This is a genomic window from Sulfitobacter sp. 1A15258, assembly GCF_043557045.1.
GTDB classification, from domain to species: Bacteria; Pseudomonadota; Alphaproteobacteria; order Rhodobacterales; family Rhodobacteraceae; genus Sulfitobacter; species Sulfitobacter faviae.
The window spans coordinates 57838-77337 of sequence record NZ_JBIFFK010000005.1; the positions used below are offsets into that span (position 1 = coordinate 57838).

Genomic DNA, 19500 nt, shown 5'->3' on the forward strand with positions numbered 1-19500 from the left:
GCGCCGGAAGAAAGGAAAGACCAATGCTGAAGAACGATATGCTCGAACAATGGGACCGTGAGAATTTCTTTCACCCCTCCACCCATCTGGCCCAGCACGCCCGCGGCGAAAGCCCGACCCGTGTGATCAAGACCGCCAAGGGCAGCCACATCACTGACCGCGACGGCAACGAATTGCTCGACGCTTTTGCGGGTCTCTACTGCGTGAACGTCGGCTATGGCCGCACCGAGATTGCCGAGGCGATTGCCGAGCAGGCGCATGAACTGGCCTATTACCACTCCTACGTCGGCCATGGCACCGAGGCGAGCATCACCCTGTCCAAGATGATCCTCGACCGCGCGCCCGAAGGCATGAGCAAGGTCTATTTCGGCCTCGGCGGGTCGGACGCGAATGAGACCAACGTCAAGCTGATCTGGTATTACAACAACATCCTTGGCCGCCCCGAGAAGAAAAAGATCATCTCGCGCTGGCGTGGCTATCACGGCTCGGGGCTGGTGACCGGCTCGCTCACCGGGTTGGAGCTGTTCCACAAGAAATTCGACCTGCCGCTGGCGCAGGTGGTTCACACCGACGCGCCCTATTACTACCGCCGCCCCGACGCCAACATGAGCGAAGCGGAGTTCACCGCCCATCTGGTGGGCGAGTTGGAAGCGCTGATCGAACGCGAAGGGGCCGACACCATCGCCGCCTTCATCGGGGAGCCGGTTCTGGGCACCGGGGGCATCGTGCCGCCGCCCGAGGGCTATTGGGCCGCCGTGCAAGAGGTGCTGAACAAGCATGACATCCTGCTGGTCGCGGATGAGGTCGTCACCGGCTTTGGCCGTCTGGGGTCGATGTTCGGCTCGGATTACTACGGGATGAAGCCTGACCTGATCACCATCGCCAAGGGGCTGACCTCGGCCTATGCGCCGCTGTCGGGCTCCATCGTGGGCGACAAGATGTGGAAGGTGCTGGAGCAGGGCACCGATGAAAACGGCCCCATCGGCCACGGCTGGACCTATTCGGCCCACCCCATCGGCGCGGCTGCGGGGATCGCGAACCTCAAGTTGATCGACGATCTGAAGCTGATCGAGAATGCCTCGGACGTGGGCGGCTATCTGAATGCGCAGATGAAAGCCGCATTGGGCGATCACCCCAAGGTGGGTGATATCCGGGGCGAAGGCATGCTCTGCGCCGTGGAACTGGTCGAAGACCGCGATGGCCGCACGCCCTTTGATCCGGCGCGCAAAGTGGTGCCGACCATCGTCGGCGATATGGTCAAGGCCGGTGTCATCGCCCGCGCCATGCCCCAAGGCGACATCATCGGTTTCGCGCCGCCCTTCTGCCTGACCCGCGAAGAAGCGGACAAGGTCGTGGGGGTGACCGCCGACGCGATCAAGGCGACCTTGGGCTAAGGCTCAAATCTACGAGACATTTAAGCGGCCCGGCGGAGACGTCGGGCCGTTTGCATTGGAGGGAATCACACCCCGCGAGAGGTGCTGCAGCTAGACCGATCAGAAATGAAAAAACGGTAAACAGGGCCGTTCATCGGGCCAAATTCCCCCGATATGGAAACAGTGCCCCGGTTTGTCGCCTATTTACTAAGAATTCGCCAAAATTAGGCCACAGTTCCCAGAGAAATTAGAAGAAAGCAGCGGTCCGTCCAGTTTGGGGCCCAAAGATTTTTATCTGTGGAGAGATGTAATGAGAATTCTGGCGGTGGATGACGATCCGATTATCCTCGAATTGCTTGGGCAATTTGTAGAGATCATCGGCGCGCATGACCTGACGACCGCCCCATCGGCTCTGCATGCGGTTGATATGTTGGGCGATCCCAATCTCGAGCCGATTGATTGCTTCATGCTTGATATTCAGATGCCGGGCATGGATGGGATCGAACTGGCGCAGCACATCCGCAATTCGGCGCGCCATGCCGATACGCCGATCTTGATGCTCACCGCGATGTCCGACAAACGCTATATCGACGCCGCCTTTGCCGCCGGGGCGACCGACTATGTGACCAAGCCTTTCGAGATTGCCGAACTGAAAGCCCGCATCGGGCTGGTCGAAGGCATGGTGAAAGAGCGTCAGCAGCGGACCAAGAAGATTTTCGCCGCCAAGACCATCGCCGATCAGGCGACGCATATGGAGCTGTTCGAGCCGGTCCCGATCTATGACGTGGACAATGTGATCGACTATACCGCGATGGAGAACTACGTCGCCCAACTGTCGCGCAGCGCGCTTTTCGGCTCCACCGCCTTCGCCTTCACCATCCGCGAGGTCGACGCTTTCCACGCGACGATGACCTCTTTCGAGTTCTATAGCCTTGTCTCAGATGTGGCCGAAATCCTGTCCGATACGCTCGTCGATCATCAGGTGCTGATGTCCTACGCGGGCAATGGCACTTTCGTATGCGTTACAGAGAGCGGCTGGCGCCCGAATATGGGCGGTTTGATGGATGCGGTTAACTTTGAGTTGTCTCAAACCGAATTGTTCGACAATAATGGCGAGCGTGTTCACCCGCGTGTCAGCGCGGGAGAGGCCGTGCGGCTGATCTGGAAAAGTGGCAATTCCGTCATGGATGCGCTGGCGCAGGCCCATGCAAGTGCAGAAGCCGCCAGTGAGGCGCATACGAGATCGCTCAATGATTTTTGGCAGAATGATCAACAAGCATGACTAAAATGTTAGCGGAACTTCCCGGCATAGAGCGCATCAGACAGCGCTTTGTCGAAATGCTGGACGAGCGTCAGACGCTGATCGCAACCCATGGTCTGGCCGCCTGGGACGGGACCACCGTGGACGAGATCAAAGGCAATCTTGCCAGCGCGCAGGCCATTCTGCACCAGATCGCGGGCAGCGCCGGGTCGCTCGGCTTTGAAGAGCTGGGCCGTCTGGCACGCAAATGCGAAACGCAGATTGTCGAGCATCTGGCCGGACCGCGCGCCAATCACGCGGATTGCCCGATCGAGATCATCTCGGAACTGGATGGGTTCGTCGCCCATTGCCGGCAGGAAATCGACGCCCACGCCTAAGGGCGCGGCGACCGGTATTGAGCCGGTCCAGAACTTACTGACAATTTACCGCAAACCCGCCCGGAAGGGCAGACCAAAGGCAAGTCGGCTTAGCCTGCTTGCATTGCCGCCTTGACCTGATCCGCCAGCGAGATCGGATCGAAGGGTTTGCTGATCACGTCAGCCGCCCCCAGATCACGAAGCTCTTCGATCTCATTATGCTGGGCGCGGGCGGTCATGAAGATCGCGGGCACGTCGCGCAGGCTCTCCATCTCGCGCATCTTCTCAAGCGTCTGGCGACCGGTCATGCCGGGCATCATCATATCGAGCAGGATCACATCGGGCGTGTAGGACTGAACCTGATTCAGCGCCGCTTCCCCGGTCTCGCATTGGACGACGTCGAAATCGCCGCTCAGCTCAAGCGCCATCAGCGCGATTTCACGAATATCGGCGTCATCCTCGACGTGCAGCAGTTTGATCATTCCATACTCTCTCTAGGAGGCTTCGCGCAGCAACGCGGCCGGTTCCTCTGCCGCTACCTGAGAATTTTTCTTCGGCAGGGTAAAGTAAAATGTCGTACCAAATCCCTCACGGCTGTCAAAACCTATTTTACCGCCGAGATTCTCGACAATGGCTTTGCAAACGCTGAGGCCCAGCCCGGTGCCGCCTTTGTCGGCCCGGTTGGAATTGGACAGATCGGCAAACCGCTGGAACACCTTGTGCTGCTCGGAAGCCGGAATGCCGGGGCCACGGTCGGCCACGGAGATGCGCAATTCGTCGTCATTCTCTTCGGCGCGGATGGTCACACGCTCCCCAGGTTTGGAGAATTTGGCCGCGTTCGACAGGAAGTTCGTCAGCACCTGAATGACCCGGTTCGGGTCCGTGGTGACCTTGTTCAAGTCCTCCGTCCCTTCGACGTGAATGCGCACGCCATGGCGCTGTTCGAGTGAGGCATTGGCGGCGCTGGTTTCGTGCAGAAGTTCCGCGATGTCGACTTCTTCAAGATTGAATTCTAACCGCCCGTTGGCGATTTTCTCAAGATCGAGGATGTCGTTGATGATCAGCACAAGCCGGTCGGCGTTGCGGTGGGAGATCTCCAGCAGGGCACGCGCCTTGCTGGGCAATTCGCCCGCCGCCCGCGACAAGAGCAGCCCCATGGAGCCCTTGATCGAGGTCAGGGGCGAACGTAGTTCGTGACTGACCATCGAGATGAACTCCGACTTCATCCGCTCTTCGTTGATGATATCCGAAATGTCATGCAGCATGATCAGGAACCGTCCCGCCGCCCCGCCGGTGGGCAGCAGCTTGATCGTAACTTGGAAATGGTTGCCAAACAGTTGCGTGTCGAACTGCGTCATCGCTTTGCCCGACTTTTTCAGCGCGCGGCAGGCGTCCAGCAGGGCCGGGTTGTCGCTTTCCTCGGTCAGGGTTTCGAGCGTTTGCGTGCGGTAGCTGTCCTTGCTCCAGCCGGTGCGGCTCATGGCGACGCGGTTCATATAGCTGAACCGCTCTGTCTCGGCGTCGACGATCCAGATGTCATCGCGCAACTCATAGAGCGTTTCCGCCGTGTCGCGTTCGGCCAAAAGTTCGTTGGCATGGGTCACATCGGTACGGGCCGAGATCGACCCGGCCCAAGCGCCCTTTTTGTCGAAAAGTGGCATCACGGTGCACTGCGTCTGGATCACCCGGCCATCGGCGCAGCGCAGCGGGGTTTCGCCCTGCCACGTCTTGCCTGCCATCAGGGTGGCACGGATCTCTTCGGCAAGTTCGCGAAACTCTTCTTGGTAAAGCATCGACACAGGCTGGCCGATCAATTGATCGCGGGTGTAGCCTGTCAGTTCGATGAAACGGTCGTTGACCTGTTCCAGCATCCCGCCCGTATCAACGATATTCACAATGGCATGGCTGTCGAACGCCTTAAGCCTTTGTTCCATATCTGAATTATCGGCAGGAGACTGCGGGTTTGGTTGCAGTGCGTTCGCGGCAAAGGGCGTCAGCCCCGCCAGAATGATCGCACCAACGACGGGGATAACCTCCCCCATTTGGCCCGCGAAAATTGCGGATGTTGCGGTGTACCAGCTGCCGGAAATGGCAGTGCCCAGAAAAAATGTGGCGGCGGTACGCTTGGTAAATGGCTTTGACGACACTTGGAATTCCTCGCCCCGAAGCGGACATGCTTAAAACTATAGCATGACTTGTGCATTGTAATTTAATCAAAATGCCAGAGCATATTGGCAATAATATGGCATGTCGCACTTTAGCGTCACTCCGCTGAAATGCCACGGTTTATAATGCGCCGGTTAAGAGGCGCGGGCGGTTGTCCCCGTAATTGAGTTGACCACCGAGCTGATACCGCTCCGTGATTTGACAAGGTTGATCCCCACGCGGGGGTCGGGTTCGCGGTTGTTGTCTGCGGAAAGGCTGATGATCTTGGCCGCGGGATGCAGGCGGGTGATGTCTTCCAACAAAGAACGTGCATCGCCATCGGGCAGCGACCAATCAAGGATCACGACGTCGAGTTCATCCTGGCCGATCATCTGCCGCGCTTGGGCAAGGTTGGTGACATTGGTCACCTCCGCCACGCTGTCCAACCCGGTGCGGATCACCTCGGCGAAGTCGATGTCGTCTTCGATATGCAGCACGCGCAGCTTGGTGTCCCGCTCCTCTGCTTCCACGTCGGGTGTGGCGGGCGTTTGCGCGGTCTGTGCCTCGGCGATGGGGCAGGTGAACCAAAAGACGGTGACGCCGTTGGGGATGCTTTCGAACCCGATGGTGCCGCCTTGGCGTTTGATGATCTGCCGCGTGATGTTGAGCCCCAGCCCGGTGCCGCCTTTGGCGCGGGTGTCGGAGCCATCGGCCTGCGAGAAAGCCTGAAAGATGCGCGGGCGGAAGTTTTCCGGCACGCCGGGGCCGGTGTTCTGGATAAAGACGATGGCCCGGTCCCCCAGCCGCTCGGCGCGGATTTGCACCTCGCTCTCGGCATCGGAGTATTTGCAGGCGTTCGAGATCAGATTGGCCAGCACCTGCCGGGTGCGGCTTTCATCCACCCGAACCGTCAGCGGCTTGTCGGGCAGTTGCAGGCCCAACGTGTTGTTATGGGTGATCGCAAAGGGCGACATTTCGTTGACCGAGTCGGTGATCACCTTGTTCAGGTCGACATCATGGAAGTCGAACTGCACTTCGCCCGATGAAATCTTCTCAAGGTCAAGAATGTCGTTCACGATATGCGACAGGCGGTCGGCATTGCTGCGGGCAATGTCGATCAGGCGGATATGCGCGGGGAGGAAGCGGCTGTTGTCCGTGGTGTCGATCAGCCCCAAAGCGCCTTTGATCGAGGTCAGCGGCGTGCGCAGCTCATGGCTGACGGTCGAGACGAACTCGCTCTTGATATGTTCCAGCTTCTTTTGGTCGGTGATGTCGTTGATCTGAACGATAAAGACATAGCCGCGGGCGTTCTTGTCATAGGTCCAAGAGACGTTGAACAGGCCCCAGCGTTCATAGCCCAGCTTGTGGGTAATGCGGTATTCGGCCTGATAGTTCTGCGAACTGCGGGAATCGACCAGCCCGCGCACCTCACCGTAGAGCTTTTGCAGATCGCCCTCGGGCATCAGATCGCCCAGTTTGGTATTCGACAGAAGCTCTTCTTCGCTATAGCCGCAGAGCGTGCAGAGCGCGCTGTTGACGCTGTTGAACACGCCGCCTTCGCCCAAGATCGCCATGCCCACCGGGGCCGCGGCCAGCACTTGGCGAAACCGCCGCTCGCTGGTTTCAAGGGCGTTGCGGGCGTGGACGATGTCGGTCACATCGGTCTGGGTGCCGACCATTCGCAGAGCGGTGCCATTCTCATCGCGTTCGGTCACCAGCGCGTCAGAGCGCATCCAGCGCCACTCACCGGTGCCGATCTTCAGCCGGTATTCGGTGACGGAACGTTGTTGCTGCCCCGAAATGCAGGCCTGATCGGTCTGGGTCAGCAGGGGCAGGTCATCGGGGTGGACACGTTTGAGGAATTCCCCCTGCGGGTCGGGCAGCCGCTCGAAATCCGCCATCCCCAGAATGCGCCGCCATGTGTCGGACACCTCGGATTTGCCGGTGCGCAGGTCGATGTCGAAAACCCCGATCTGCGCGCCTTCGAGGGCGAGGTCATAGAGCGCCTTGTTCCGCGCCAGCTCATCCTGCACCGCCAGTTCCGAGGTCAGGTCACGCACGATTGCGGTCACCCGCCGTTCGCCGGTGTGGGTGGTCCAATTGTTGCGTTGCAGATTAAGCTTGAGGTCTTGGCCAAAGCAGGTCTTGCCCGCCGCGTTGACCTGTTCGTGGTCGTGATCCTTAACCAGATCGGTGACGAGTTCGCTGAACTCCATTCCTTTGAGCGCCTCATGCCCATAGCCAAAGCAGACCAGCGCCGCTTGGTTGGCGAAGAGCACCCGGTCATTGCTGTCGAGCAAGAAGATGGGCGTTACCGCGTTCTCGATAACGGCGCGGTTTTCCTCTTCATGGGCGTCGATCTGGCGTTCGCGCAGCACGGCAAGCTCGCTCAGTGCGGCGCTGCGCTGGCGCAGGCTGCGGAAGGCCACGAAGAACAGGATCGCCAGAAGGATGCCAGAGACCAGCAGGATTTCCGGCACCGCGCTATGGGTGGCGCGGTCAAAGCTGGCGGTGCTGACATGCACAACGGTCCAGGGGCGGCCAAAGCGTTCGATGGTCTGGGTGATGCTGTGGTGGCCGGTGGCGATGCCTTCGGGCGTGCTGTCAAAAATCCGGTTTTCGGGGGCCGTGGTCAGCCCATCGTAGACTTGAATGTCATAGGACTCTCCCTGAGCTGGGGTCAGCCCGGACAGCAGGTTGGCCCCGACAAAGGGCGCATAGACCCAACCGATGAAACCGGCGGTCTCCTGCGCCGGGCTGTTGTCGGCGGCAAAGACCGGGCGCAGCAGGAGGAAGCCGGGCTGGCGGGTCTTGTCCTGCACCAGCAGGATGCGCGGCGTCAGCTTCGGCTCTCGCGTCTCGCGGGCGCGCAGGGCGGCGCGGCGGCGGTCTTCGTTAAAGCTGATATCAAGGCCCACGGCCTCTGCATTCGGCCCTTGGGGGTAGATATACTGGATCACCATCTTCTCGGCATTGCCGGTGTCGGGGTGAATGCGGAAACCCTCGATCCCGAGGGCGGTGACCTTTTCGATGAACGCCTCTTCGGTGCCTCTGGCGACGGGGGCAACAAAGCCGATGCCGTTGATGCCGGGCAGGAAGCTGTCGATCTCCAGCGTATCGACATAATGCGCGAAGTCGCTGGCCGTCACCTCGTCCGAGGCGTTCATGAAGGCGGCGATGCCATTGAGGCTTTGCAGATAGGTATGCATTCGCGCATCAAGGCTTTTCAGGCTTTCCTCGGCGATGCGATCAAAGGCCCGGTCGGCGGCGGCATCATTGCTGCGACTGCTGTAGAGGAACACCCCAAAGGTGATGGCGAGACATCCGAGAAAGAGTATGAATTCGGGTCGCCGCACCAGTTCAAGCCTTTGTTTCTGGCCACCAATTGGCGGCAAAATCTTTCCCCGAAATGAACGTCGCGCATCGCGGGAGGGGTATGTCCAATCCGGTCATATTCACTCATGGGTCGAAAAAATCAACAAACGGATTCGCCGCGCATGCAAAGCGCGGTGATTGTGGCTTTGCGGCAAAAGCCCCGGGGGTCCGGGCGATTTACGGCAGGGATTGTGACCCGTCACCGCGCGCTCTACCAATGACGGGCCGGGGAGGCGGGACAGAATATCGGGAGAGAGCACCATGAACGACGAGACGCAGCTAGAGGGCCGCTATGACTATATCATTGTCGGTGCGGGCACCGCGGGCTGTGTCTTGGCCAACCGTCTCAGCGCCGATCCGGCCAATCGGGTTCTGCTGCTCGAAGCCGGGGGGGATGACAATTATCACTGGGTGAAGGTGCCGGTGGGGTATCTTTACTGTATCGGCAACCCGCGCACGGATTGGATGATGAAAACCGCGCCTGAGGCGGGGTTGAACGGGCGCTCTCTGGCCTATCCGCGGGGCAAGGTGCTGGGCGGCTGCTCTTCGGTGAACGGCATGATTTACATGCGCGGGCAGGCGGCGGACTATGACCATTGGCGGCAACTGGGCAATGCCGGGTGGAGCTGGGACGACGTGCTGCCCTATTTCCTGAAATCCGAAGACCACCACGCGGGCGACAACGACATGCACCGCGCGGGGGGCGAGTGGAAGGTCAGCAAGCAGCGCCTGCGGTGGGACATTCTGGAGGCCGTGCAAGACGGCGCGCGGGAGTTCGGGATCGAGCCGCGGGCCGATTTCAACGATGGCGACAACGAAGGTTCGGGCTTTTTCGAGGTGAACCAGAAGGGCGGGGTGCGCTGGAACACGGCGCGCGGTTTCCTGCGCCCTGCGATGAAGCGCCCCAACCTGCGGGTGATCACCCATGCGCATACCGATGGGTTGGTCTTGGACGGCAAGCGTGTGACTGGCGTGCGTTTCACCCATAAAGGCCGCGCGATGCGCGCCGAGGCCGAGGGCGAAGTGTTGCTTTCGGCGGGGGCGATCAATTCGCCCAAGATCCTTGAGCTGTCGGGGATCGGGCAAGGTGACCTTTTGAGCGGCATGGGGATCAACACGCTGCACGATCTGCCCGGCGTTGGGGAGAACCTTCAGGACCATTTGCAAATCCGCACTGTCTATAAGGTGCAGAACACCAAAACGCTCAACACGATGACCCATTCGATCTGGGGCAAGGGCCGGATGGGGTTGGAATACCTCCTGCGCCGCAGCGGTCCCTTGGCGATGGCGCCCAGCCAGTTCGGCATGTTCACCAAGTCCGACCCCGCGCTTGAGACGCCGGATCTGGAGTATCACGTGCAGCCCCTGTCGACCGACAAGCTGGGGGATCCGCTGCACCCTTTCCCCGCGATCACCGTCTCGGTCTGTAACCTGCGGCCCGAAAGCATCGGCTCTTGCCATCTCACCAGCCGCGACAGCGCGGTGCAGCCCGATATCCGGCTGAACTACCTTTCTGCCGAGAATGACAAACGCGTGGCGGTCACGGCGATGAAACAGGCGCGTCACATCATGACGGCCAAGGCGCTGCGCCCCTATGCGCCCGAGGAAATCCTGCCCGGCCCCGCCGTGCAGAGCGACGAAGACCTGCTCGACAAGGCGCGCGACATCGCCACGACGATTTTCCACCCCGTCGGCACCTGCAAGATGGGCAGCGATCCGATGGCGGTGGTCGATAGCGATCTGCGGGTGCATGGCTTAAGCGGTCTGCGGGTGGTGGATGCGTCGATCATGCCCAAGATCGTCTCGGGCAACACGGCTTCGCCGACGGTGATGATCGCCGAAAAAGCCGCTGATGCCATTCTGGCGGGGCGGTAGGCGATGCTGACCACGCGGCTGACCAAACGACTGGGGATCGACCACCCGATTATCCAAGCGCCGATGGCCTTTGCCGCAGGCGGGCGGCTGGCGGCAGCGGTCTCAGGTGCCGGGGGCTTGGGCATGATCGGCGGGGCTTACGATTCCGGCGATTGGATCGCTGAGCAGCAGGAACTGGCGGGCAACCAATCGGTGGGCTGCGGTTTCATCACTTGGAAGCTGCGCGAGCATCCGCAGGCGCTGGAACAAGCGCTCGACCGTGATCCGGCAGCGATCTTTCTTTCCTTCGGCGACCCGGCAGTGTTCCTCCCCGCGATCCGCGCGGCAAAGGTGCCGTTGATCTGTCAGGTGCAAACCCTGCGCGATGCCGCCCATGCGATCGATCTGGGCGCCGAGATCATCGTCGCCCAAGGGGCCGAGGCTGGCGGCCACGGCGAGAAACGCGCGACCTTTACCCTCGTCCCCGAAGTCGCGGATCACATCGCCCGCCATGCGCCCGAGGTGCTGCTTTGCGCCGCAGGCGGCGTGGCGGATGGGCGCGGGTTGGCAGCGGCGCTAATGCTGGGGGCCGATGGTGTGGTCGTCGGCTCGCGCTTCTGGGCTTCGGAAGAGGCGCTGGTGCACCCCGCGATGCGAGAGGCCGCGCTCAAGGCCAGCGGTGATGACACGCTGCGGAGCACCGTGACGGACATCATGCGCGGCTATGATTGGCCCAAACGCTATACGGGCCGTGTCTTGCGCAACGATTTCACCGACCGCTGGCATGACGACCCCGACGGGTTGCGCGCCGCGCTGGCGGAAGAGTTGCCGCACTGGCAGGCGGCGGTGGCCGCGGGGGATGCTCGCACTGCCAACGCCTTTGTCGGAGAGGTGGCGGGGCTGATCGGTACGATCAGCCCCGCCGCTGATATTTTGCGCGATATCGTCCAAGGGGCCGAAGCGGCCTTGGGCCAGACCTTTACCCGGTAACGGGGCGGGGGCGGGCCAAGGCGGCTTAGCCGTGATCTTCGACCTCTTCGCGGCCCGGCACATGTTCGCGGGCGGGGGCGGTCTCCCAATTCTCGATCACCTCCATCGCTTCATCCGCGCTTTCGACAAAGCGGAACAGGTCGAGGTCTTCGGCTGAGATCGTGCCCGCATCGGCCAGCGCGTCCCAGTTGATGATCTTTTCCCAGAACTCACGCCCAAACAGTAAGAAGGGCACCCGGTTCATGCGGCCCGTTTGGATCAGCGTCAGCGCCTCAAAGAGTTCGTCCATCGTGCCGAAACCGCCGGGGAAGACGCAGATCGCGCGGGCGCGCATCAGGAAGTGCATCTTGCGGATCGCGAAGTAGTGGAAGTTGAAGCAAAGCTCCGGCGTGACATATTCGTTGGGCGCCTGCTCGAACGGCAGCACGATGTTGAGGCCGATGGAGTGGCCGCCCGCGTCGAGCGCGCCGCGGTTACCCGCCTCCATCACACCTGGCCCGCCGCCGGTGACGATGACATTCTCGGTGCCGCCGCTTTCCATCGACTTTTCGGTCATTAGCCGCGCAAAGGTGCGCGTCTCGTCATAAAAACGCGACAGATCGGCCAGCGTCTTGGTCCGGGCGGTGTGTTTTTCGGCTGGTTCAGGAATGCGCGCGCCGCCAAAGAGCACGATGGTCGATTGGATGCCATGGGCGTCCAGCAGCAGTTCTGGCTTGAGCAGTTCCAGTTGCAGACGCACCGGGCGCAGCTCATCACGGCACATGAAGTCATCGTCGGTAAAGGCCAGACGATAGGCAGGCGCGCGGGTTTGCGGCGTGTCGGGGGCGTCTTGGGCTTTGGCGCGGTCCACATTGGCGCGGCGCAGGGGGTGGCGGTGTTCGTCGGTCATCCTCGGGTCTTTCCTTGGTCTGGGGCTTGGCTCAGGTGGCGCGATGGCCGCTTAGGTCAAGATGCCCTGTTGTTCGGCGAATGACCACGCCCCTCATCGGCCGGCAATTGCACCCTAGGCAGTGCAAGGCTATAGCCCTCAAAAGGCCTTTTCATCATTCGGAGACTTGCCCCATGTCCAACGCCCAACTTGAAACCGCCATCGAAGCCGCTTGGGATACCCGCGATCAGATCACATCCGCCACCACTGGCGAAGTGCGCGACGCCATCGAAGAGACGCTGAACGCGCTCGACAGCGGCAAGCTGCGCGTGGCGGAAAAGCAGGACGACGGTCAGTGGCACGTCAATCAGTGGGCCAAGAAGGCCGTGCTGCTGGGCTTCCGCATCAAGGACATGGAACATCAAGAAGGCGGTCCGCAGGGCGCTGGCTGGTGGGACAAGGTCGACAGCAAGTTCAAAGGCTGGGGCGATGCCGAGTGGAAAGAGGCGGGCTTCCGCGCCGTGCCGAACTGCGTCGTGCGCCGCTCGGCCTATATCGCGCCGGGCGTGGTGCTGATGCCGTCTTTCGTCAACATCGGCGCCTATGTCGACTCCGGCACCATGGTCGACACATGGGCCACCGTCGGCTCCTGCGCCCAGATCGGCAAGAACGTGCACCTTTCGGGCGGCGTCGGCATCGGCGGCGTGTTGGAGCCGATGCAGGCGGGCCCCACCATCATCGAAGACAATTGCTTTATCGGCGCACGGTCAGAAGTCGTCGAAGGCTGCATCGTGCGCGAAGGCTCGGTGCTGGGCATGGGCGTCTTCATCGGCCAGTCGACCAAGATCGTCGACCGCGAAACCGGCGAGATCATGTATGGCGAAGTGCCCGCAGGTTCGGTCGTCGTGGCGGGCACCATGCCGTCGAAGAACAACGTGAACCTCTACTGCGCCGTGATCGTGAAACGGGTGGACGCCAAGACCCGCTCCAAAACCTCGATCAACGAGCTGCTGCGCGACTGAACGGAACCAAATACCCCGTCACGGCGTTGAGACCTGAATTTAAAGGAGATTGACGACATGACGGGTATCGGTTGGTTTGCCGCAATCATCGTGGGTGGCCTTGCGGGCTGGATCGCGGAAAAGATCATGAAATCGGACATGGGTCTGATCATGAATATCATCCTCGGCATTCTGGGTGCCTTGGTCGCGAACTGGCTCTTGATGCTGATCGTCGGCAGCACGCTGGGCGGTTGGTTCGGTCAGTTGGTGGTGGGCGTCATCGGTGCCTGCCTGCTGATCTGGGTCACACGGATGGTCCGCGGCAAGACTTAAGGGCAGGGGCGCGGCCCCTTTCCAAATCCAAGTGAAAAGGTTAGGGCTGCCGAAAGCAATCGGCGGCCCTTATCATGTCTGAACCCAAGAAAACCAAGAAACCTTCGCGCCAGCAGGTCTTTACCCTTTTGGTTCAGATTGGCCGCAAGGACGGTGACGGTCTGCCCGACAAGGCCACCGGTGCTGCGCTGATCTGTTTCGCCTCCGGTATCGACGAGGCCGAAGCCGTGCGAGAGACCGTGGCGATCCTCAAACAGGCAGATACCAACCCGCTTGACGTGACCGGCTACGGCACGCTGGAAGAGCGCGAAGCCGAAGGTCAGGAGATCGACGCCGAGGAACGCGCCCTGATGCAGCGCGCTTTGGAAGAAAACTCGGTCATCGTCGCGCAAATGACCCCCTTTTACGACTGACCCGCGCCCCACACGGGGAATTGCAATGCGCCCCCTTGGCATTGGCGCGATTTGCCCACACAAGTTACCGGACAAGCGATAACCCCTGAAAAGGAGCCGATATGTCCGGTCTCGACCCTGTTGATCTCACCGCGAAACTGGTGCGCTGCGCCTCTGTCACCCCTGCGAACGATGGGGCGTTGGAAGTGCTCGAAGAGGTGTTGGGCGCGGCGGGTTTCGACTGTACGCGCGTCGACCGGGGCGGCATCTGCAACCTCTTTGCCCGCTGGGGCAACAAGGGCAACACCAAGTCCTTCGGCTTCAACGGTCATACCGATGTCGTGCCCATCGGGGATGAGGCGGATTGGTCGATGCCCCCCTTCGGGGCCGAGATCAAGGACGGCATCATGTATGGCCGCGGTACCACGGATATGAAATCGGGCGTGGCGGCTTTCGTCGCAGCGGCGGTGGATTTCGTGAAGGACACGCCGCCCGATGGCTCCATCGTGCTGGCGATCACCGGGGATGAAGAGGGCGATGCCCTCGACGGGACCACGGCACTGTTGGACTACATGTCGGAGAACGGCGAGCGGATGGATGTCTGCCTTGTGGGGGAGCCGACTTGCCCCGAGACCATGGGCGATATGATCAAGATCGGGCGGCGCGGCTCGATGAACGCGCATTTCAAGGTGACGGGCAAACAGGGCCATGCGGCCTATCCGCACCGCGCGAACAACCCGCTGCCCGCGATGGTGCGGCTGATGGATCGTCTGGCCAGCCATGAGTTGGATCAGGGCAGCGATCACTTCGACCCTTCGACGCTGGCCGTGGTCACCGTGGATACTGGCAACAAGGCAACCAATGTGATCCCGGCGCAATGCCGCGGCGCGGTCAACATCCGGTTCAACGACCACCATTCGGGCGCGAGCCTCAGCGACTGGCTGCGGGGCGAGGCGGATAAGATCGCCGAGGAATTCGGCCTGCAAGTGGATGTAGAGATCACGATCTCCGGCGAGAGTTTCATCACCCCGCCGGGCGCCCTGTCCGATCTGGTCGCGGGCGCTGTTGAGGCTGAGACGGGCGTGCAGCCCGAGCTTTCCACCACCGGCGGCACCTCGGACGCGCGTTTCGTCAAGGCGCATTGCCCGGTGGTGGAGTTCGGTCTGGTGGGCCAGTCCATGCACCAAGTCGATGAGCATGTGCGGGTCGAACATATCGAACAGCTCAAATCCATCTACGGGCGCGTGCTGCGGAATTATTTCACGTGAAACCAACGCTTATCGTCATGGTGAAAGAGCCGCGTCCCGGTCGGGTGAAAACCCGTCTGGGCCGCGACATCGGCATGGTCGGCGCGGCTTGGTGGTTTCGCCATCAGACCCGCCGCCTGTTGCGTCGGATCGAAGATCCGCGTTGGCAGATGGTGCTGGCCGTGGCCCCGGACGTGGAAGGGCTGCAAAGCCGCGTCTGGCCCGCGCATCTGCCGCGCTGGCCGCAAGGGCGCGGCAACCTCGGTGACCGTATGGCGCGGATGCTGCGCAGCGCGCCGGGGCCGGCCTGTGTGATCGGGGCGGATATTCCGGGCATCAACCGCAAGGAACTGGCGCGGGCATTCGATGCGCTTGGCAACCATGACGCGGTGTTTGGCCCGGCGCCCGATGGGGGCTATTGGCTCGTGGGGCTAAAACATCCCCGCCGCGCGCCGCCCAGCCTGTTTGACGGGGTGCGCTGGTCTGGCCCCCATGCGCTGGCTGACAGCCGCGCGACCCTGCCGGGCTACCGCATCGCCGAAGTCTCTACCCTGCGCGACGTGGACGAAATTCACGATTTGCCATGACGACAGGGGGGCTGCGTGCTACCTGCTGAGGTATGAGTAAGATACCCAGCAAATCCGAGATCCTCGACTGGATCGAACAGAACCCAACGCTGACCGCCAAGCGCGACATCGCCAAAGCCTTTGGCATCAAGGGCGCGGCCCGGATCGACCTGAAGCGCGTGCTGAAAGAGCTGGAGGCCGAGGGCCATCTGGAAAAGCGCAAGCGCAGCTATCAGGATCCCGACCGCCTGCCGCCGGTCTCGGTACTGCTGGTCACGGGGCCGGACAGCGATGGCGATCTTTTTGCCAAGCCGATGGAGTGGCATGGCGAGGGGAAAGAACCTGTCGTCCTGCTGATCCCGCGCGAGAGTGACCCGGCGCTTGGCGAAGGTGACCGCATTCTGGCGCGGCTGACGTTGGTAAAAGGCGAAGATCACCACTATGAGGCCCGGCTCATTCGCCGCATCGGCTCCAACCCGCGCAAGGTGCTGGGCATTTTCCGCAAAGCGGCCGAAGGCGGGCGGATCGTCCCGATCGACAAGGGCACGGATCGCGAATGGCGCGTCGGTGCCGACCATACACATGGCGCGAAAGACGGTGAACTGGTCGAGGCCGAGCAGGCCGGACCGAAGGCGCGTATGGGTTCCCCCCGCGCGCGCATCGTCGAACGGTTGGGCGACCCGTCCGAGCCGCGCGCGGTCTCGCTCATCGCGATCCACCAGCATGGCATTCCGGACGAATTCCCCGACGATGTGATCGCACAGGCCGATGCGGCCAAACCACAAGGCCTCAAGGGTCGCGAAGACCTGCGCGACCTGCCGTTGGTCACCATCGACCCCTCCGATGCGCGGGACCATGATGACGCCTGCTATGCCCATGCCGACGACGACCCCAAGAACGAGGGTGGCCATGTCGTTTGGGTCGCCATTGCCGATGTGGCCGCCTATGTGACGCCGGGCTCGGCGTTGGACCGCGAGGCGCGCAAGCGCGGCAACTCCACCTATTTCCCTGACCGCGTGGTGCCAATGCTGCCGGATCGGCTCTCGGGTGATCTGTGCTCATTGCACGAAGGCGTGCCGCGCGCCTGTATCGCTGTGCGCATGGTGCTGGATGCCAAGGGCAACAAGATCGGCCATACGTTCCACCGGGGCCTCATGCGCTCGCCCGCCTCGCTGCATTACGAGGAGGTGCAGGACGCCATCGACGGCAACCCCAATGACCGCACCGGGCCGCTGTTGGAACCGGTGCTGAAGCCGCTTTACGCCGCCTATGACGCGCTGAAGACCGCCCGCGCCGAGCGCCAGCCGCTGGAGCTTGACCTGCCCGAACGCCGCATCGAATTGGGCGAAGATGGCAAGGTGAAGTCGGTGAACTTCCGCGAGCGGCTCGACGCGCATCGGCTGATCGAAGAGTTCATGGTCTTGGCCAATGTCGCCGCCGCCGAGACGCTGATCAAAAAGAAAACCCCGCTGCTGTTCCGTATCCACGAGGAACCCTCGCCGGAGAAGCTCGAATCCCTGCGTGAAACCGCACAGGCGGCGGGTTTCACGCTGGCCAAGGGGCAGGTGCTGCAAACCGCGCATCTCAACCGGCTGCTGGATCAGGCGGCGGGGACCAATGACGCGGAGCTGATCAATCTCAGCACCCTACGCTCGATGACGCAGGCCTATTACGGGCCGGCGCATATTGGGCACTTCGGCCTTGCCCTGCGTTCCTACGCGCATTTCACCTCACCCATTCGCCGCTATGCCGACCTTATCGTGCACCGCGCGCTGATCACGGCGCATGGCTGGGGCAAGGACGGGCTGACGCCCGAAGAGATTGAGGGGCTGGAGCAGACCGGCGCGCATATCTCCGACACCGAGCGCCGCTCGATGGTGGCCGAGCGTGACACGACCGACCGCTACCTTGCCGCCTTCCTGTCGGAGCGCGTGGGCAACGAGTTCACCGGACGGATCAGCGGCATCGCGCGTTTTGGTGCCTTTGTGAAGTTGGACGAGACTGGCGCGGACGGTCTGGTGCCGATGCGCTCGCTCGGGCGGGAGTATTTCCACCACGACGCCGAGGCGCAGACGCTGATGGGCTCGGACACCGGGATGACCATCGGCCTTGGCCAACGTGTCACCGTGCGGTTGGCCGAGGCGGTCCCCGTGACCGGGGGCATCGCGCTGGAACTGCTTGAGATCGAAGACCAAAAGGTCAAACAGGGCGGAGGTGGGGGGCGCCGCAGCCCGGCGGGCCGTAGCAAGCCGCGCGGCAAGGCCGTGAAGGCCAAGCGCAAGAAGGACAAGATCAAACGCAAAGTGACCCGCACCCGCCGCTGAGGCGGCAAACCGGCGGAGCTTCGCGGATGGCCGCCCCCCTCCCTTTCCACCGGGGCGGGGCGGGCATAGGATTTGCCGTAACTCTATGAGGTGAGGCGATTATGATCCGGCACTACGCGATGATTTCAGGCATTCTAGCGACCGCTGGCATGGGGGCTCCGGCCTTTGCGTCGGGTCCGGCTGAATCCTTGCGCCCCGCGCCGCGCGCGCCGCAGGCCGTGCTGGCCGCCGTGGCGCCAACGGCGCAGGAACCCGCGGCAGAGGCCAGCGGCGACGATGCCGGGCTGCGCGCTTGGGTGAAAGACTTCCGCCCCCGCGCCTTGCAGCAGGGCGTCGACCCGGATGTCTTTGACCGCGCGCTGGATACGGTCAGCTATGATCCGGAGGTGATCCGCCGCGACCGCAACCAATCGGAATTCACCAAAACGATTTGGGATTACCTCGACACCGCTACCTCGGACCTGCGGGTGCAGAATGGGCAGAAGGCGCTGGCCCAATGGCAACGCACGCTGGAAGAGATCGAAGCGGAATACGGTGTCGAGAAAGAGATCGTCACCGCGATCTGGGGGCTTGAGAGCGCCTATGGCAGCTTCCGGGGCGGGGATCGGGTGTTGGATTCACTGGCCACCCTTGCCTATGACGCGCGGCGGGCGGAATTTTTCGAAGGCGAGCTCCTCGACGCCCTGCGCATCCTCCAGGCGGGCGATACCGATGCCGATCAATTGCGCGGCTCTTGGGCGGGCGCGATGGGGCATACGCAGTTCATGCCTTCGTCCTTCCACGCCCATGCGGTTGATTGGGATGGCGACGGGCGGCGCGACATCTGGGGCGATGACCCCAGCGATGCGCTGGCCTCTACCGCCGCCTATCTCAAGCATTTCGGCTGGACCGAAGGGCAGCCTTGGGGTGTTGAGGTGGCTCTGCCGGAGGGGTTCGACTATCTGCTGGCCGACCGTGCGGTGACCAAGACCCCGGCGGAATGGGCTAATCTTGGCGTCACCGTGCTCGATGGCGGGGCGGTGGCGGATCATGGCCCGGCGTCGATCTTGCTGCCCGCGGGTGCGCAGGGTGCCGCCTTCATGATCTTCCCCAATTTCGCGGTGATCGAGCGCTATAACACGGCGGATGCCTATGTCATCGGTGTGGGCCATCTGGCCGACCGCATCGGCGGCGCGGGCGAGATACAGCAGGACTGGCCCCGCGAAGACCGCGCGCTGAGCTTTGATGAGCGGATCGAATTGCAGACCCTGCTGACCGAAGCGGGCTTTGACACGCAAAAGATAGACGCCAAGATCGGGCCGCTGACCGTTAATGCCGTGCGCAGCTATCAAAAGGCCGAGGGGATCGCGCCCGATGGCTATGCCTCCCCCCGTCTGCTGGCCCGACTGCGCGCAGAGTGAGGGGGCGCCCCCAAT

The 19500-nt window shown here is 62.1% G+C and carries 16 protein-coding genes; 12 read left to right on the forward strand and 4 right to left on the reverse strand.

Annotation, left to right across the window (positions count from 1 at the left end; genetic code table 11):
- The first annotated feature begins 23 nt into the window (after positions 1–23).
- From ACGYK9_RS11855 to ACGYK9_RS11865, 3 genes are all read left to right on the forward strand, one after another.
- Positions 24–1394: an aspartate aminotransferase family protein gene (locus tag ACGYK9_RS11855; protein WP_394410837.1), complete on the forward strand. Its 1371-nt coding sequence runs from the start codon at positions 24–26 to the stop codon at positions 1392–1394.
- Positions 1395–1683: 289 nt separating this feature from the next.
- Positions 1684–2655: a PleD family two-component system response regulator gene (locus tag ACGYK9_RS11860; protein WP_394410840.1), complete on the forward strand. Its 972-nt coding sequence runs from the start codon at positions 1684–1686 to the stop codon at positions 2653–2655.
- Positions 2652–3011, forward strand: a complete 360-nt coding sequence (locus ACGYK9_RS11865; protein ID WP_394410843.1) for an Hpt domain-containing protein — start codon at positions 2652–2654, stop codon at positions 3009–3011. The genes ACGYK9_RS11860 and ACGYK9_RS11865 overlap by 4 nt, the downstream gene beginning before the upstream one ends.
- 89 nt (positions 3012–3100) lie before the next feature.
- Here the strand turns inward: ACGYK9_RS11865 and ACGYK9_RS11870 are convergent, their stop codons facing one another.
- The 3 genes from ACGYK9_RS11870 to ACGYK9_RS11880 form a co-directional block, all read right to left on the reverse strand.
- Positions 3101–3472, reverse strand: coding sequence for a response regulator (locus tag ACGYK9_RS11870; protein WP_067261066.1), 372 nt, complete (start codon positions 3470–3472; stop codon positions 3101–3103).
- 12 nt (positions 3473–3484) lie between these two features.
- Complete coding sequence (locus ACGYK9_RS11875; protein WP_394422535.1) at positions 3485–5137, reverse strand: ATP-binding protein; 1653 nt, start codon at positions 5135–5137, stop codon at positions 3485–3487.
- Positions 5138–5290: 153 nt separating this feature from the next.
- A complete protein-coding gene (locus ACGYK9_RS11880) occupies positions 5291–8491 on the reverse strand; it encodes a CHASE domain-containing protein (RefSeq protein WP_394422539.1) in 3201 nt (1066 codons plus the stop codon).
- A gap of 280 nt (positions 8492–8771) precedes the next feature.
- Here ACGYK9_RS11880 and ACGYK9_RS11885 point away from each other — a divergent pair, with 280 nt between their 5' ends.
- Together ACGYK9_RS11885 and ACGYK9_RS11890 are read left to right on the forward strand one after the other, a co-directional pair.
- Positions 8772–10385, forward strand: coding sequence for a GMC family oxidoreductase (locus ACGYK9_RS11885; protein WP_394410855.1), 1614 nt, complete (start codon positions 8772–8774; stop codon positions 10383–10385).
- A 3-nt stretch (positions 10386–10388) separates the two neighbouring features.
- Positions 10389–11354: an NAD(P)H-dependent flavin oxidoreductase gene (locus tag ACGYK9_RS11890; RefSeq protein WP_394410858.1), complete on the forward strand. Its 966-nt coding sequence runs from the start codon at positions 10389–10391 to the stop codon at positions 11352–11354.
- 25 nt (positions 11355–11379) lie between these two features.
- On the opposite strand, the gene ACGYK9_RS11895 is transcribed toward ACGYK9_RS11890, so the two are convergent.
- On the reverse strand, positions 11380–12243 hold the full coding sequence (locus ACGYK9_RS11895) for an LOG family protein (RefSeq protein ID WP_271688521.1): 864 nt from the start codon (positions 12241–12243) through the stop codon (positions 11380–11382).
- 173 nt (positions 12244–12416) lie between these two features.
- Between ACGYK9_RS11895 and dapD the strand changes: the two genes are divergently transcribed.
- From dapD to ACGYK9_RS11930, 7 genes are all read left to right on the forward strand, one after another.
- Positions 12417–13244, forward strand: a complete 828-nt coding sequence (dapD, locus tag ACGYK9_RS11900) for a 2,3,4,5-tetrahydropyridine-2,6-dicarboxylate N-succinyltransferase (protein WP_067261075.1) — start codon at positions 12417–12419, stop codon at positions 13242–13244.
- A gap of 57 nt (positions 13245–13301) precedes the next feature.
- A complete protein-coding gene (locus ACGYK9_RS11905) occupies positions 13302–13556 on the forward strand; it encodes a GlsB/YeaQ/YmgE family stress response membrane protein (RefSeq protein WP_067261077.1) in 255 nt (84 codons plus the stop codon).
- Between the two features lie 74 nt (positions 13557–13630).
- Positions 13631–13969 carry a hypothetical protein gene (locus ACGYK9_RS11910; RefSeq protein ID WP_394410861.1) on the forward strand — a complete coding sequence of 113 codons (339 nt, stop codon included), beginning with the start codon at positions 13631–13633 and terminating at the stop codon, positions 13967–13969.
- A 101-nt stretch (positions 13970–14070) separates the two neighbouring features.
- On the forward strand, positions 14071–15216 hold the full coding sequence (dapE, locus tag ACGYK9_RS11915; protein WP_394410864.1) for a succinyl-diaminopimelate desuccinylase: 1146 nt from the start codon (positions 14071–14073) through the stop codon (positions 15214–15216).
- On the forward strand, positions 15213–15782 hold the full coding sequence (locus ACGYK9_RS11920; protein ID WP_394410867.1) for a TIGR04282 family arsenosugar biosynthesis glycosyltransferase: 570 nt from the start codon (positions 15213–15215) through the stop codon (positions 15780–15782). Before dapE ends, ACGYK9_RS11920 begins: the two co-directional genes overlap by 4 nt.
- Positions 15783–15814: 32 nt before the next feature.
- Positions 15815–18085 carry a ribonuclease R gene (rnr, locus tag ACGYK9_RS11925; protein ID WP_394410870.1) on the forward strand — a complete coding sequence of 757 codons (2271 nt, stop codon included), beginning with the start codon at positions 15815–15817 and terminating at the stop codon, positions 18083–18085.
- Between the two features lie 101 nt (positions 18086–18186).
- On the forward strand, positions 18187–19485 hold the full coding sequence (locus ACGYK9_RS11930) for a lytic murein transglycosylase (RefSeq protein WP_394410872.1): 1299 nt from the start codon (positions 18187–18189) through the stop codon (positions 19483–19485).
- Positions 19486–19500 lie beyond the last annotated feature (15 nt).

Coding starts and splice junctions, on each gene's coding strand:
- ACGYK9_RS11855 (WP_394410837.1), top strand. CDS start 24: ATGCTGAAGAACGATATGCTCGAACAATGGGACCGTGAGAATTTCTTT.
- ACGYK9_RS11860 (WP_394410840.1), top strand. CDS start 1,684: ATGAGAATTCTGGCGGTGGATGACGATCCGATTATCCTCGAATTGCTT.
- ACGYK9_RS11865 (WP_394410843.1), top strand. CDS start 2,652: ATGACTAAAATGTTAGCGGAACTTCCCGGCATAGAGCGCATCAGACAG.
- ACGYK9_RS11870 (WP_067261066.1), bottom strand. CDS start 3,472: ATGATCAAACTGCTGCACGTCGAGGATGACGCCGATATTCGTGAAATC.
- ACGYK9_RS11885 (WP_394410855.1), top strand. CDS start 8,772: ATGAACGACGAGACGCAGCTAGAGGGCCGCTATGACTATATCATTGTC.
- ACGYK9_RS11890 (WP_394410858.1), top strand. CDS start 10,389: ATGCTGACCACGCGGCTGACCAAACGACTGGGGATCGACCACCCGATT.
- ACGYK9_RS11895 (WP_271688521.1), bottom strand. CDS start 12,243: ATGACCGACGAACACCGCCACCCCCTGCGCCGCGCCAATGTGGACCGC.
- dapD (WP_067261075.1), top strand. CDS start 12,417: ATGTCCAACGCCCAACTTGAAACCGCCATCGAAGCCGCTTGGGATACC.
- ACGYK9_RS11905 (WP_067261077.1), top strand. CDS start 13,302: ATGACGGGTATCGGTTGGTTTGCCGCAATCATCGTGGGTGGCCTTGCG.
- ACGYK9_RS11910 (WP_394410861.1), top strand. CDS start 13,631: ATGTCTGAACCCAAGAAAACCAAGAAACCTTCGCGCCAGCAGGTCTTT.
- dapE (WP_394410864.1), top strand. CDS start 14,071: ATGTCCGGTCTCGACCCTGTTGATCTCACCGCGAAACTGGTGCGCTGC.
- rnr (WP_394410870.1), top strand. CDS start 15,815: ATGAGTAAGATACCCAGCAAATCCGAGATCCTCGACTGGATCGAACAG.
- ACGYK9_RS11930 (WP_394410872.1), top strand. CDS start 18,187: ATGATCCGGCACTACGCGATGATTTCAGGCATTCTAGCGACCGCTGGC.